General features: G+C 63.2%; 15 protein-coding genes and 1 pseudogene. 4 read left to right on the forward strand and 12 right to left on the reverse strand.

Annotated elements, in window-relative coordinates:
* Positions 1–4 precede the first annotated feature (4 nt).
* Positions 5–703 (reverse strand): helix-turn-helix transcriptional regulator, encoded by a 699-nt coding sequence (locus tag NKH35_RS26585; protein WP_023687404.1) that lies wholly within the window; start codon positions 701–703, stop codon positions 5–7.
* Between the two features lie 126 nt (positions 704–829).
* Between NKH35_RS26585 and NKH35_RS26590 the strand changes: the two genes are divergently transcribed.
* Positions 830–1,465: a LysE family translocator gene (locus NKH35_RS26590; protein ID WP_023703748.1), complete on the forward strand. Its 636-nt coding sequence runs from the start codon at positions 830–832 to the stop codon at positions 1,463–1,465.
* Positions 1,466–1,580: 115 nt separating this feature from the next.
* Here the strand turns inward: NKH35_RS26590 and NKH35_RS26595 are convergent, their stop codons facing one another.
* From NKH35_RS26595 to NKH35_RS26645, 11 genes and pseudogenes are all read right to left on the reverse strand, one after another.
* Entirely contained in the window at positions 1,581–2,096 is a 516-nt protein-coding gene (locus NKH35_RS26595; protein ID WP_023672339.1) for an SRPBCC domain-containing protein, read from the reverse strand.
* Entirely contained in the window at positions 2,074–2,433 is a 360-nt protein-coding gene (locus NKH35_RS26600; protein WP_023672338.1) for an ArsR/SmtB family transcription factor, read from the reverse strand. The genes NKH35_RS26595 and NKH35_RS26600 overlap by 23 nt, the downstream gene beginning before the upstream one ends.
* 75 nt (positions 2,434–2,508) lie before the next feature.
* Positions 2,509–3,600, reverse strand: coding sequence for a 3-deoxy-7-phosphoheptulonate synthase (locus tag NKH35_RS26605; RefSeq protein ID WP_023728858.1), 1,092 nt, complete (start codon positions 3,598–3,600; stop codon positions 2,509–2,511).
* Positions 3,601–4,072: 472 nt separating this feature from the next.
* Positions 4,073–4,495 (reverse strand): annotated as a pseudogene (locus NKH35_RS26610) (type II toxin-antitoxin system VapC family toxin).
* Complete coding sequence (locus NKH35_RS26615) at positions 4,492–4,755, reverse strand: type II toxin-antitoxin system Phd/YefM family antitoxin (RefSeq protein WP_023694635.1); 264 nt, start codon at positions 4,753–4,755, stop codon at positions 4,492–4,494. The pseudogene NKH35_RS26610 and the gene NKH35_RS26615 overlap by 4 nt, the downstream one beginning before the upstream one ends.
* A 72-nt stretch (positions 4,756–4,827) precedes the next feature.
* Complete coding sequence (locus NKH35_RS26620; RefSeq protein ID WP_352916918.1) at positions 4,828–5,622, reverse strand: SDR family oxidoreductase; 795 nt, start codon at positions 5,620–5,622, stop codon at positions 4,828–4,830.
* Between the two features lie 30 nt (positions 5,623–5,652).
* Positions 5,653–6,648, reverse strand: coding sequence for an inositol 2-dehydrogenase (gene iolG, locus NKH35_RS26625; protein ID WP_352916920.1), 996 nt, complete (start codon positions 6,646–6,648; stop codon positions 5,653–5,655).
* 112 nt (positions 6,649–6,760) lie between these two features.
* Positions 6,761–7,543, reverse strand: coding sequence for an ATP-binding cassette domain-containing protein (locus NKH35_RS26630; RefSeq protein ID WP_027049093.1), 783 nt, complete (start codon positions 7,541–7,543; stop codon positions 6,761–6,763).
* 2 nt (positions 7,544–7,545) lie between these two features.
* A complete protein-coding gene (locus tag NKH35_RS26635) occupies positions 7,546–8,622 on the reverse strand; it encodes an ABC transporter permease (RefSeq protein WP_023687413.1) in 1,077 nt (358 codons plus the stop codon).
* Positions 8,623–8,729: 107 nt separating this feature from the next.
* Entirely contained in the window at positions 8,730–9,671 is a 942-nt protein-coding gene (locus NKH35_RS26640) for a sugar ABC transporter substrate-binding protein (protein WP_023684065.1), read from the reverse strand.
* A gap of 372 nt (positions 9,672–10,043) precedes the next feature.
* Positions 10,044–11,075 carry a LacI family DNA-binding transcriptional regulator gene (locus tag NKH35_RS26645; protein WP_352916922.1) on the reverse strand — a complete coding sequence of 344 codons (1,032 nt, stop codon included), beginning with the start codon at positions 11,073–11,075 and terminating at the stop codon, positions 10,044–10,046.
* 174 nt (positions 11,076–11,249) lie between these two features.
* Here NKH35_RS26645 and NKH35_RS26650 point away from each other — a divergent pair, with 174 nt between their 5' ends.
* The 3 genes from NKH35_RS26650 (at position 11,250) to NKH35_RS26660 (ending at position 13,988) form a co-directional block, all read left to right on the forward strand.
* The gene (locus NKH35_RS26650) at positions 11,250–12,353 is read left to right on the forward strand and encodes a fatty acid desaturase family protein (RefSeq protein WP_352916924.1); all 1,104 of its coding nucleotides are present in this window, start codon (positions 11,250–11,252) and stop codon (positions 12,351–12,353) included.
* Positions 12,354–12,439: 86 nt separating this feature from the next.
* The gene (locus NKH35_RS26655; protein ID WP_352671947.1) at positions 12,440–12,754 is read left to right on the forward strand and encodes a MocE family 2Fe-2S type ferredoxin; all 315 of its coding nucleotides are present in this window, start codon (positions 12,440–12,442) and stop codon (positions 12,752–12,754) included.
* A gap of 16 nt (positions 12,755–12,770) precedes the next feature.
* Positions 12,771–13,988, forward strand: coding sequence for an NAD(P)/FAD-dependent oxidoreductase (locus tag NKH35_RS26660; protein WP_352671945.1), 1,218 nt, complete (start codon positions 12,771–12,773; stop codon positions 13,986–13,988).
* Positions 13,989–14,119 lie beyond the last annotated feature (131 nt).

Here is a 14,119-nt window from a genome sequence, read left to right on the forward strand (position 1 = left end):
CGCTTCAGCCGCCAGCGACAGCGTTCGCCTCCCAGCCACTGACCCAGACCTGCCGCAGGCGATCGCCTTCGCCCTTGAAGCGCAGCCCGGTCGCCCGGCAATCCGCGATGCGGTCGCTGCGGAAATTGCGGATGGCCTGGCGCAATTCGCACCAGGCGACGATGTTGGCGGTCTCTGAATAGTAGATCAGCGCGATCGGACGGATCAGCCGCTCGGAGGCGCGGCCGATTTCGTCGCGATAGGACAGGTCGAGCTTTTCCTCGTCGCGGATTGCGCGGCGCACCAGCGCCAGATCGATGGTGCCGATTGCCGGTGCAGCGAACCCCCAGACATGCAGTGCGTTGGCGTCGAACGCCTGGCGCAACGGCGGCGGCACGGCGCCGGCGATCTTGGCGCTGACGCGCTTGGCCGCCTGCTTGAGCTCGCTGTCTCCCGTGCGCTCCAGCAGCGCCAGCGACAGGACGATCGCCTCCATCTCCTCGATCGAAAACATCAGCGGCGGCAGGTCGAAGCCGGGCCGCAATATATAACCGATACCGCGCCCGCCTTCGATCGGCACGCGCATCGCCTGCAGTGCGGCGATGTCGCGATAGATCGAACGCATCGTGACTTCCAGCTGCCCGGCGATCATGGCCGCCGTCACCGGCTGCCGCGCCAGCCGCAGGATCTGGATGATCTCGAACAGGCGCGACGCCTTGCGCATTTCCTCTCCCTGATGAAACGCTACTGACACATCCCCGTCGTTGGGATGATTTATTGGACTGCCTATCGGGTTGAAAATCAACAAATTCCTCAACGGCACCCCAGCAGGAAGCGACAGGCAACTGACATGAGTTACGCGGAAAATCTCTGGCTGTTCTTTATCCTGCTGTCCGGCATCATCATCGTGCCCGGCATGGACATGCTGTTCGTGCTTGCCAATGCGCTCACCGGCGGCCGCGACCGGGGCCTCGCCGCCACCGGCGGCATCATGGTCGGCGGCATCGTGCACACGCTGAACGGCGCCATCGGCGTCGGCCTGCTGATGCATTTCGTACCGATCCTGTACAAGCCGCTGCTGATAGCCGGCGCCGCCTACATGGCCTTCATCGGCATCTCGCTGATGCGCAGTTCCATCACCGTCGGCCATGACGGGCCGGCCGGCAGCCGTACGGCCTGGAAGGCCTTTCGCCAGGGACTGGTGACCTGCCTGATCAACCCGAAGGCCTATCTCTTCATATTTGCCGTCTATCCGCAGTTCCTGAAGCCGGATTACGGCCCGATCTGGATGCAGGCGACGGTCATGGGCTTGCTGACGGTGGCGACTCAGGCCGCGATCTATGGCGGGCTCGCCATCACCGCCGGCCGCAGCCGCAATCTGCTGGTGGCCAATCCGCGGAAGACCGCGTTTGCGGGCCGGGCGGCCGGACTGCTGCTGTTTGCGGTCTCGGTGTTTACGGCATGGGAAGGGTTGAGGGCAGCGTGATCCCGATCAAGCGATGACGCCGCGTTTCTTCGCCTCGGCGCGGCGCTTGCGGATCACTGTCCCGGTCTTTTCGTCGTCGAGGGCGGCAGCTACCCCGTCCGCGAGACCGATGACGTCATGACCGCCTCACGCCCTCGCCCAAGACGACGAGAAGCTCGTCCAATTGCTCGAACGTCTCGCCCATCGCATCCGCCGCCCCGGTACCGGCCGCGTCGAGAGCCTCCTTCGAGGGATAGAGTTCGTGCATGACCAGCAGCGTCTTGCCACCCTTTTCCTCGAAGGTCAGCGTGGTGACGGGTCCACCGTCACCACCTTCCTCATTGGTCCAGACGAGGCGTGAGTGGGGTGTCACTTCGATATACCTGCCGAAGAATTCGTGAAGGTCGGAGGCGTCGTGGCCGAACACCAGGCGGTACGTGCCTCCGGTACGAGCATCCATCTCACATGAACGCAGGAACATGCCCATCGACTTCGGCACCCACCACTGCTTGAACAGCTCGGGCTTGGTCCACGCCTCGAAGACGATGCGCGCCGGACCGTTGACTGTTCGCGTGACGACCAGCTCGCGTTCGGACTTCCGTTCGACCGTGGTGCGGCTGTTCGTGGGCTCACTCTCGGTTCTTTGGCGCATCGGCTTTCTCCTTCCGTTTCAATTCCTCGACAACCTTGTCCAACTCGTTGAAGCGTGCGTCCCAGAGCAGGCGGTGCCGCTCGATCCAGGCCGCCTCTTCCTCCAGTCCGCGCAGGCCGAGCTTGCAGGTCCGCACGCGGCCAACCTTCTGCGTGGTGACGAGCCCCGCCTGCTCCAGGACGCCGACGTGCTTCTTCATGCCCGTGAGGGTCATGTGGAACTTTCCGGCAAGCTCGGTGATCGAAGCGTCTGCGCGTCCGAGCTGCTCCAGAACGCCACGCCGGGTGGCGTCCGAGAGCGCGGCGAACGAGGAATCCAAGTCGGTATACTGAACCATATGGTTCAGTATTTAGCAGACCGGTTGCCGAGGTGCAAGGGGAGCCGCAGCGTCCTTCCCGCGCATCGCCTCGTATCAGGCGGCGCCCGACCGGTTCTCCATCATGGCGCGGCGGGCTGAGCGGCGCCATTCTACGGCGCCGGCGAGGCCGTGCAGCACCGTCTCTGTGGTCGCCCAATCGATGCAGCCATCTGTGATGCTCTGGCCATAGACGAGCGGCTTGCCTGATACCACGTCCTGCCGGCCGGCGACGAGATTGCTCTCGATCATGACGCCGATGATACGCTCGTCCCCTGCTGCCACCTGGCCGGCGACATCGGCCGCCACCTTCGGCTGGTTCTCCGGCTTCTTGCTCGAGTTGGCGTGGCTGACATCGATCATCAGACGGGGGGCGACGCCGATGCGGGCAAGTTCGACCGAGGCCGCCTCGACGCTCGCCGCATCGTAATTCGGCTGAACGCCGCCGCGCAGGATGACGTGGCAGTCCTCATTGCCGGTAGTAGTCGCAATGCCGCTGCGTCCGCCCTTGGTCACTGCCATGAAATGATGCGGCTGGGCGGCGGATTTCACCGCCTCGGCGGCGATCCTGAGATTGCCGTCGGTGCCGTTCTTGAAGCCGACCGGGCAGGACAGGCCGGAAGCCAGTTCGCGGTGGATCTGGCTCTCGGTGGTGCGCGCGCCGATGGCGCCCCAGGCGACGAGGTCGGCAATGTATTGCGGCGTCGTCATGTCGAGAAATTCGGTGGCCGAGGGCAGGCCGAGATTGTTGACCGCCGACAGCACGTTGCGCGCCATCCGCAGCCCCTTGTCGATGTTGAAGCTGCCGTCGAGATCGGGATCGTTGATAAGGCCCTTCCAGCCGACAGTCGTGCGCGGCTTTTCGAAATAGACCCGCATGACGATCTCCAACCGGTCGGACAGGGTCTCGCGCAGCGCCACTAGCCGGCTGGCATAGTCAACGGCCGCGACCGGGTCGTGGATCGAACACGGGCCGACGATGACAAGCAGCCGGTCGTCGGTGCCGTTCAAGATGGCATGGGTGGCGTTGCGTGATGCGCTCACGGTGCGCGTTGCCGTCAGCGTGCGCGGGATCTCCCGCATCACCTCGTCCGGCGTACTCAATTCTCGGATTTCCTTGACCCGAAGATCGTCTGTGGTGGTCAACACGGCTTTCTGCTCCTGTTTTTAGGAGACCTGCCGGCTGATACAAAAAAGCCGCCAGGTCTGGCGGCTGTTCGGACTTGTTGCTGCAATCTTCAGATCGAGCGCAATCCTCCCGCCGCCAGCGAGCTGCTAAAGTACCAATACGAGGCGGTCAGGTTGATCATGAGGCTCATATAGTCGATGCCGAGGCGCTTGTCACGTGGGGTATGCGGAGACAATTCGGGATGGGCCGAATCCTCGCGATTTCGTCATCCCAGGGCGGAGCAGGAGCGAAGCTCCGTCGCGGAGACCCTGGGATCCATTCCGTGACCTGGGCCGTGGAGTGCGGCGGAGCAGAATTCTGGACCGTAGCAGCGCTCTGAAGTCGCGGCATGGATCCTCGGGTCTGCGCTGCGTCGCCACGCTCCTTGCTCCGCCCGTGGATGACGAAGTGCCGGCGGTTCGCCAATCGCCAACACGTATAACGCGGAGCGGCTCATGCGGTCCAGGGATCGAAGAGTTCAAGCCCTAAGCCTTCGAAATGTTTCGTATTGCGCGTTGCCAAGGTGAGCTCGTGCGCAATCGCAGTGGCTGCGATCAGGCCGTCCATCGACGACAGACCACGACCGCGGCGCTTCGCAAGACCCCATCAGGTCGCCCCAGGCCAAGGCAACCGCATCGTTCACCGGCAAAACCCGCTGTTCGAAGCGCTGGGGCAGGTCCCGGGCGAGCCATTCGGCCAGCGCCTCGCGTTTGCGGCCCTCATCCATCAGAGAGACGCCGCGCCGGATCTCGGCGATCGACACTACGCTGATGAGGAGCGGTCCTCATCAAGCTCGTCCAGCCAGCCCAGGACACGTGCGTCAGGCGCTGGCCTCGTCACCTCGGACAGGACGTTCGTGTCGAGCAGCAGTCTCACTGCGGCAGGTCACGCGGTTCGTCGCGCTGACGTTCAAGCTCGAGATCGGCGCCGCGCAGCGGCGAGTCCAGCAGGAACTCGGCAAGCGTACCCTTGCGTGCGATCTTGCGCTGCCATTCCTCGGCCGAGACGACAACCACGCTTGGTTTGCCGTTCTTGGTGATCGTCTGCGGCGAGGACTGTGCGCGCTCGATGACCTCGGAGAGCCGGGCTTTTGCCCCGGCAACCGTCCAGTTGGTGTCTTTGGATGACGTTAGCATCGCATCCCTCGTGACTAGCCTGACTATCATGACTATCTGGGAATGGCGATGTTGCTGCAACAGGGTTTGAAGCTACTCCGGCGAGGTCCCCGCGACGTTCTGGTCGTAGTCGACCAGCGAGCCGGTCATGACACCGGATTGCGGGCTGGCCATGTAGCTGATCAGCCGCGCCAGTTGGTCGGGCTTCACCAGTTGGCCCATGGGCTGGCCGGCCTCTGCCTTTGCCAGCCAGTCGTCGGAGGCACCGTGCCATTTCTTCTGCACGATGTCCTCGCCCTCGGTGTCCATCCAGCCCGGCAGCACGGCGTTGCAGCGGATGCGGTTGAAACGATGGGCGTTGGCGACGTTCTTGGTCAGCGTCGCCAGCGCGCCCTTGCTCGAGGAATAGGGCGCAAGGAACGACTGGCCGCAATGTGCCGACATCGACAGCACGTTGACGATCGAGCCCGGCGCCTTCTTGTCCAGGAGATGGGCCACCACGCCCTGCATCAGGAAGAAGGGACCACGCACATTGGTGTGGAAAATCTGGTCGAACACCTCTTCCGAAGTTTCGACAAGTGAACCACGCGCGGACGTGGCGGCGGCGTTGACCAGCGCGTTGATGGTGTCGAAATGCGAGATCGCGGTTGCCACCGCGCGCTTGCAGTCCGCCACTTTCGAGACGTCGGCGCTGATGAAGATCGCATCGACGCCGGCCTTCTTGAAGTGGGCGACCGCCTTGTCGCCCTTCTCCTGCGAGCGGCCGATGAGCGCCAGCGCTTTGCAGCCCTCGTCGGCCAGCGCTTCGGCGACGGCAAAGCCGATGCCTTGCGCGCCGCCGGTGACGATGGCGCGCGTCTTCGAATTGCGATCGGCGGATGTGCTCATCGCTCTGCTCCTGTGCCTTGGTTCCGGTTCTTACTTGTCGAGACGGACGGTCTTGCCTGATGTCGCCGACTTCAGCGCGGCATCGGCCAGCTTCAGCGCCACGAGGCCGTCGGCGCCGCTCGGCGATGCCTTCTTGCCCGAGGTTGCAGCAGTGATGAAAGCGGCAATCTCGATGGCGTAGGCGTCGAGATAGCGGGTCATGAAGAAGTCGTGCAGCGGCGGGCGCGTATAGCCCTTCTCATTGGCGACCTCGATCGACACCGGCCGCTGGTTCTCGGCGGCGACCATGCCCTTGGAGCCATGCACCTCGATGCGCTGGTCGTAGCCATAGGTGGCGCGGCGCGAATTGGAGATGACGGCCTGCTTGCCGGACGCGGTTTCGAGGATGACGCTGACCGAATCGAAATCGCCGGCCTCACCGATCTTCTTGTCGACCAGAACCGAGGCATGGGCGCTGACCGCGACCACCTCTTCGCCGAGCAGGAAGCGCGCCATGTCGAAATCGTGGATGGTCATGTCGCGAAAAATGCCGCCCGAGCGCTTGATGTAATCGACCGGCGGCGCGCCCGGATCGCGCGAGGTGATGGTGACCATCTCGACAGTACCGATGGCGCCGTCGTCGATCGCCTTGCGCACGGCGGCGAAATGCGGATCGAAGCGGCGGTTGAAGCCGACCATCAGCGTCGCCTTGGCCTTGTCGACCACAGCCAAGCACTTCTCGACGCGCTTGACGTCGAGGTCGATCGGCTTCTCGCAGAAGATCGCCTTGCCGGCCTTGGCGAAACGCTCGATCAGATCGGCATGGGTGTCGGTCGGCGTGCAGATGACCACGGCGTCGATGTCCTTGGCCTTCTCGATCGCGTCGATGGTGCGCACTTCGGCGCCATAGGCGGTCGCCAGTTCGGTCGCCGCCTTCTCAAAGGCATCGGCAACGGCCACCAGTCTGGCCTGCGGGTTGGAGCCGACGGCGCGGGCATGGACCTTGCCGATGCGGCCGGCGCCGAGGAGAGCGAAACGAACAGTCATGGGTATTTCCTCTAGGGGGATGGGTTCGAGAGAGTTGTGTCTCCACCTTCCTTTTGAGAAAGGTGGCAAGATAATTTTTCGAGCACGCCAGAAAACAGGATGACCATCCTGTTCAGGCCGCGAGTTCCGCCTCCCCGGTCTTGGCGCCGGTGATGTAGGAGACGATGTCGTTGCCGTCGGTGTTTTCCTTGCGCAGGTTGGCGACGATGCGGCCGCGCCGGAAGACGACGATGCGGTCGCACAGGTCGAACACCTGGCGCATGTTGTGGCTGATCAGGATCAGCGGCTCGCCATTGTCCTTCAGCGTGCGGATGATGTTCTCGACCTGCGCCGTCTCCTGCACGCCAAGGGCTGCCGTCGGCTCGTCCATGATGATCAGCTTGGAGGCGAAGGTCGCGGTCCGGGCGATCGCAACGCACTGGCGCTGGCCGCCCGACATGTGGCGAATGGTGTTGGACAAATTGGGGATTTTCACTGCCGTGCGGATCAGCGCCGCCTCGGTCGCCTTGCGCATGTATTTGCGGTCGAGGATCGAGAACGGGCCGAGATTGAAAAGCACCTTTTCGCGGCCGAGGAACAGGTTCGACGGCACGTCGAGATCGTCGGCCAGCGCCAGGTTCTGGAACACGGTCTCGATGCCCGCCGTGCGCGCTTCGATCGGCCCGGCAAAATTCACTTCCCTGCCGTCGAACCAGATCTGGCCGCTGGTGCGCTGCTCGACGGCGGTGATCTGGCGCACGAAGGTGGATTTGCCGGCGCCATTGTCGCCCATGATGGCGACATGCTCGCCCTTGCGCAGCTCGAAATTCGCGCCTTCCAGCGCATGGACGCCGCCATAGCGTTTGGTCAGGTTTTCGGTCTTCAGGACGATGTCTGTCGTGGAGATATCTGGCATGGTCAAGCCCTCAATGCCCGCATGCGCTGGCGCCATTGGTCGAGAACGACCGCGCCGACGATGATCACGCCCTTGACCATCTCCTGATAGTAGGCGTCGAGGCGCAGGAAGGTGAAGCCGGAAATGATGACGCCGAAGATCAGCGAGCCGATCACGGTGCCGACGATCGAGCCGCGGCCGCCCGACAAAGAGACGCCGCCGATGACCGCCATGGCGATGGCGTCGAGCTCGTACATGACGCCCATGCCGGACTGTGCTGTCAGGTTCTTGGAGGAGAGCACGACGGCGGCCAGCGCGGCGAGGATGCCGGCAATGACATAGACGAGGATCTTGTGGTTGGCGATCTTGATGCCCGACATGCGCGCGGCATCCTCGTTGGAGCCGATGGCGTAGCAGTGCTTGCCGTAGCGTGTGTAGGTCATGATCAGCTGGAACAGCACCGCCAGCGACAGGAAGATGATGACCGGCATCAGGCCCTTGCCGATACCAGCGAAACTTTCGGTCGGAAACGAGATCGGCTGACCCTTGGACCACCATTTGGCAATGCCGCGCGCGGTCACCATCATGCCGAGCGTGGCGATGAACGGCGGAATGCGCGTGTATGCAATCAACGAGCCGTTGACGAGACCGGCGAGCAGACCACAGCCGATGGCGACTAGTACCGGCACGATGACCGGCAGGTCGGTCCAGCCTTGCGCCAGGAACATCGCCTTGGGGTTGGGGTTGCCGTTGACCGTCGCCACCTGGGCAAAACTCATGGCGATCATGGCGGTGGCGCCGACGATCGAGCCCGAGGACAAGTCGATGCCGCCGCAAATGATCACCTGCGTGACGCCGATGGCGATGATGCCGACGATCGACACCTGCAGGATGATGATCTGCAGGCGGGCCTCATTGAAGATCCCGGCGACGTTGTCGCGCGTGTTGAACAGGAAGCTGTCGCCAAGAAAGATGCGGCCGATCATTTCGAAGATGACGACCAGAATGACCAGCGCCAGGAAGACGTTGAATTCGGCCGGCCATGTCCGCCTCTTCGCGTCATAGCTGACCCCGCCGACGCCATGAGATGTCTGTGACATGTCTGTCCTCCGTGAGGCGGCATTTGCCCTCCCGCACGTAAGGGCGGTGAGGGAAACGGGAGCGGCGCGATTGATGCGCCGCTCCGTTAGTCGAACGAGTCGCCGGCTCAGTTCTTCTTCAGGAACTTGTCGATGTTGGCTGGCGTCACGAGTTGGAAGGGCACGTAGACCTTGTGCTCGACCTTCTCGCCCTTGGCGAGCTTCAGCGCTGCGTCCAGAGCGCCGGCGCCCTGGCCGGCCGCATCCTGGAACACGGTGGCATCGAGGTCGCCGGCCTGCATGGCGGCAAGCGCGTCCTGCGTGGCGTCGACACCGCCGACGACGACCGTCTTCATGTCGATGTTGGCGGCCTTCATCGCCTGGATGGCGCCGATGGCGCTTTCGTCATTGTTGGCGATGACGCCGTCGAACGGCTTGCCGGTTGACAGCCAGTTGGTCATCAGGTTCTGCGCTTCGTCGCGGTTCCAGTTCGAAGTCTGCTTGTCGATGATCTTGATGAAGCTGCACTCCGGCGTGGCGATCACCTCTTCGATGTCCTTGGTGCGCTGCACGGCGGCCTGGTTGGAAAGCTCGCCCATGATGACATAGACATTGGCTTCCTTCTTGCCGGCCTCGGTGAACAGGCGGCAGACTTCCTTGGTCTCGAGCGTGCCGGAATCGGCCTCGTTCGACGCGACGAAGGCCTGGTTGTCCGGCAGCGTGTCGACATTGACCGGCTGGCGGTTGACATAGACCAACGGGATCTTGGCGGCTGCGGCGGCGTCCGACATCGCCTGCGTGGCCGAGGTATCGACCGGGTTGACGATGATGGCGTCGACGCCCGAGGCGGCGAAGTTCTTGATCTGGTCGAGCTGCTTGGCGACGTCGTTCTGCGCGTCCTCGACCTGCAGTTCCACGCCGCTCATGCCCTTGGCCTGCTCGATCATGCCGTTGCGCAGCACGGTGAGGAAGTTGTCGTCGAACTTGGCCATCGACACGCCGACCTTGGCGGCAAAAGCGGACGAACTCATCAGCGCCGCAAAGGCGACGCCCAAAATCAGTTTCTTCATTGTGTTTCTCCTCCACATTGGTGTCCGGCTGCACCGATCTACCCGGAATCCCCGATAGCCCGAGGAATCGCTCCCTGATGCCTTCCTGTTCCGTATGGCGTTTTGTCCAAGGGATGGAACGCCAGGCTCCCAGTTTGAAACAGATGTTCCGGAACGAAAGAACCAAAATACCAATCTGATGAAATATTTATTCCATTTTTTCGCGAGACGTCAAGAGCGATTCCTAAGTCGGAAAGCGGATTTTCGGTCGCCGCGCCGCAATTTCACGCCGAATCAAGGCCGACAGCGGCCCAGGCCGAGTCTGAAGGCGGAATCTGATAGATTCTATCATCGCCGGAGAGCCCACGCCGAACGGGTCGGCGCGGCAACGCGTTAGATATTTTCCGGCAGATAGATGTCGAAGGGCAGAAAGGTCTGGCCCGGCGCGTTGGCGGCGCCGGCCTCGATGGAATGCGCCATCAGGTCGACAAGCTCGCGGCACAAGGCGGCGAGCGGCGTCGAGATCACCATTGTCAGGATGTTGTCGGCGAGTGCCGCGCGCGATTCGGCGTTGATCTCGTTGCAGACGACCACCGGCATGTTTGCGGGCTTCGCTGCGCGCAGCGCCGAGACCGCGCCTTCCATGCCGCCGCCGGCGACATAGCAGCCGGCAAGATCCGGATACCGCACCAGGAGATCGATCATCGCATCGTGGGTGACCTGGTTGGCTTCCAGATTGACCAGCGTTTCCATCACCGTGAAGTCCGGCGCATGTTCGCGGAAGAAGGAGCGAAATCCGATCTCGCGCAGTTCATGGCCGTGGAAGCGATGACTGCCGACGAAAAGGGCGACCTTGCCGGGGTTCTTTGCCGCCCTGGCGATCATCCAGGCCGCGGTGCGACCGACCTTGCGATTGTCGAGGCCGACATATCCCTCACGGATGCCAGCGGCAAAGTCGGACAGCAGCGAGAAGACAGGTTGCCCCCTCGCTTTCAGCGACTCCACGACCGCCGTCAGCGTCGGATGGTCCGGACCGACAACGGCGATTGCTCTGGATTTCGCTGCCAGCTTGCGCATCTGGGCGGCGATCTCGTCGGCGGCTAGCGAGCTGGCGAAATCGATGGTGGCGACGCCGCGGAAGCGCTGCGATTGCGAGACCGCCATTTCTAGCTCCCTCGCGAAATCGCCGTAAAAAACATCATTGCCTCGCAGCAGCAGAAAGCCGAGGCGGAATTCCGGCAATTCCTGGCGCATGCGCCGCTTGATCAGCCCGGCGGCGTGGTAGCCGATGCCGGTCGCCGCCTCATAGACGCGGCGCGCGGTTTCCTCGCGCACCGGCAGCCGGTTGTTCAGCACCCTGTCGACAGTGGCGACGCTGACGCCGGAGATGCGCGCCAGATCGGTGATGGTTGGGCGTTTTGCCATGACTGTCCCGCATGAGTGCCTGCAACTGCTTACATCGTTCTGATGGAAAATGATAGAAACTATCTTTGTGATATTGAGACTATCACCGCATGGCGCTATTTTGCGCTCGGACATAACCGCCTGTAATGGACATATCCGTCCTGACGGATGCTGTGGCCGACGGAGGCAGCCCCTATGGAAGCGACACTATCCACACCACCGTCCCGGCGCGACTACAGCCTGATCGGCCGCGATTCCAAGCTCGCCGTCGAGAACGGGCTGGCGGCGGCCGAGTGGTATCACACCGATATACCGCGCAAGCAGATGAAGGAGCTGATGCAGCGCTCCGACGGGCCGGCGATCCGCGACACCACGATCTGGCTCGCCGCGCTGATCCTGAGTGCCGCCGGCGGCGCCTGGTTCTGGGGCAGCTGGTGGTGCGTGCCGTTCTTCTTCGTCTATGGCGTGCTCTACGGCTCGTCCACCGATTCACGCTGGCACGAATGCGGCCATGGCACCGCCTTCCGCACCCAGTGGATGAACGACGCGGTTTACCAGATCGCCTGCTTCATGATCATGCGCAATCCGGTGACCTGGCGCTGGAGCCACACCCGCCACCACACCGACACCATCATCGTCGGCCGCGACCCGGAAATCTCCGTCATGCGGCCGCCGGATCTGTTCCGGGTCGCGCTTGGCTTTATCGGCGTGCTGGATGCCTGGCATGCGATGTCGGACATGCTGCGCATTGCCGCCGGCAATATCAGCGCGGCGGAAAAGACTTTTATCCCCGAACAGGAGCAGCCTAAGGCCATTCGCATCGCCCGCATCTGGACGGCGATCTATGCCGTGACGATCGCGCTGGCGCTTTATTTCGGTTCATGGCTGCCGCTGATGCTGGTCGGGCTGCCCCGGCTCTACGGCGCCTGGCATCATGTCATGGTCGGCCTGCTGCAGCATGGCGGGCTCGCCGAAAATGTCGTCGACCACCGGCTGAACAGCCGCACCGTCTACATGAACCCGGTCAGCCGGTTCATCTACTGGAACATGAACTATCACGTCGAACACCACATGTTCCCGATGGTGCCCTATCATGCGCTGCCCAAACTGCATGCGCTGATCAAGCACGATCTGCCGGCGCCGACGCCGTCGATCCTGGCCGGCTATCGCGAGATGATCCCGGCCTTTTTGCGCCAGCTGCGCAACGAGGACTATTTCCTCAAGCGCGAATTGCCGCCGACGGCGCGGCCCTATCGCGAGGAACTCCACAACGACGCCGTCGCCGCCGCGGCGGAATGACGATCCTGTTAGACTGTTTGTTTTGACGCAATTCCGGACGGAAAACCGCTACGCACTTTTCCTGGAATTGCTTTGGGAGAGAAAAAATGAGCGACTGGGTCGAGGCCTGTGCTGCCGGCGACATCGACGAAGAAGATGTGATGCGCTTCGATCATGGCGGCCGCACCTTCGCCATCTATCGCAGCCCCGATGACGACTACTTCGCCACCGATGGCCTGTGCACGCACGAAAAGGTGCATCTGGCCGACGGGCTGGTGATGGATGACATCATCGAGTGCCCCAAGCATAATGGCCGCTTCAATTACAAGACGGGGGCGGCACGCGGCGCGCCGGTTTGCGTCAATCTCGCCACGTATCCGATAAAGGTCGAGGCCGGCAAAGTGCTGATCCAGATCGGGTAGGACCATGCAGGCGGGAATGGTCATCATTGGCGCCGGCGAGTGCGGCGGGCGGGCAGCCCTTGCTCTGCGCGAACTGGGCTATGACGGGCCGGTGACGCTGGTGGGTGACGAACCCCATCTGCCCTATGAGCGGCCGCCCCTGTCCAAGGACGCAATGACGAGCGACGCGGCCGAGATCAAGACGATCGCCAGCGACGAAATTCTGGCCGAGAAATCGATCCGGCATATCCATTCCGTTCAAGCGGTGGCGATCGACCGCCCGGCGCATATGGTGCGGCTGTCGGACGGTTCGGCCCTGCCCTACGACAAGCTGCTGCTGGCGACCGGCTCGACACCGCGCAAGCTGCCGATGCCGGGATTGGGGTCGCGCTGCGTCTACCTCCGCACCTTTGCCGACGCGCTGGCCATTCGCGCCCACCTCAGCCCGGCAAACCGCATCGCCATCATTGGTGGTGGCTTTATCGGCCTGGAGCTCGCCGCTTCGGCGCGCAAGCTCGGGGCCAGCGTCACGGTCATTGAGGCGCAGCCGCGCATCCTCATGCGCGGGGTGCCGGCGGAGATCGCTGAAATCATCCATCAGGCGCATGAGGCCGAAGGCGTGACCGTGCTCACCGGTCAGGGCATCGCTGATATCGCCGACGACGGCGCTGAGGTGCACATCATGCTCGCCGATGGGCAGGACATCGTCGCCGATCTCACCGTCATCGGCATCGGCGCCGTGCCGGTGACCGGGCTTGCCGCGGAAGCGGGCCTGACCGTCGATAACGGCATCGCCGTCAATGGCGAACTCCAAACAATCGATCCCGACATCTTCGCCGCCGGCGATTGCTGCTCGTTTCCGCTCGCTGTCTATGCTGGCCGGCGGGTGCGGCTGGAAGCCTGGCGCAATGCGCAGGAACAGGGTGCGCTGGCCGCGAAGAACATGCTGGGCGCCCGCGAAGCGCATGCCGCGGTGCCATGGTTCTGGTCGGATCAGTATGGTTTGTCGCTGCAGATCGCCGGCCTTTCGGACGAGGGCAAAAGCACGGTCCGCCGCGATCTCGGCGACGGTGCTTTTATTCTGTTTCATCTGGCCGAGGATGGCAGGCTGGTGGCGGCGAGCGGCCTCGGTACGGGCAATGCCGTGGCGCGCGACATCAGGCTGGCCGAGATGCTGATCGCCAAACGGGCCAGGCCGGCGCCGGAGGCGCTGGGATCGCAGGGGGTAAAGCTGAAGTCGTTGCTGGCGGCGTAAGTTTTACCCTTCCCCTTGTGGGGAGGGTCGCTGCGAAGCAGCGGGGTGGGGGTGCGGCACCGGGCCCCCCCCCCCCCAGGGGGGCCCCCCCCCCCCAAAAACGCGCGTGGACGCGTGGACGAATCACCCCC

Origin of the sequence: Mesorhizobium sp. M1143, assembly GCF_040318435.1 — a bacterium.
Classification (GTDB): Bacteria; Pseudomonadota; Alphaproteobacteria; order Rhizobiales; family Rhizobiaceae; genus Mesorhizobium.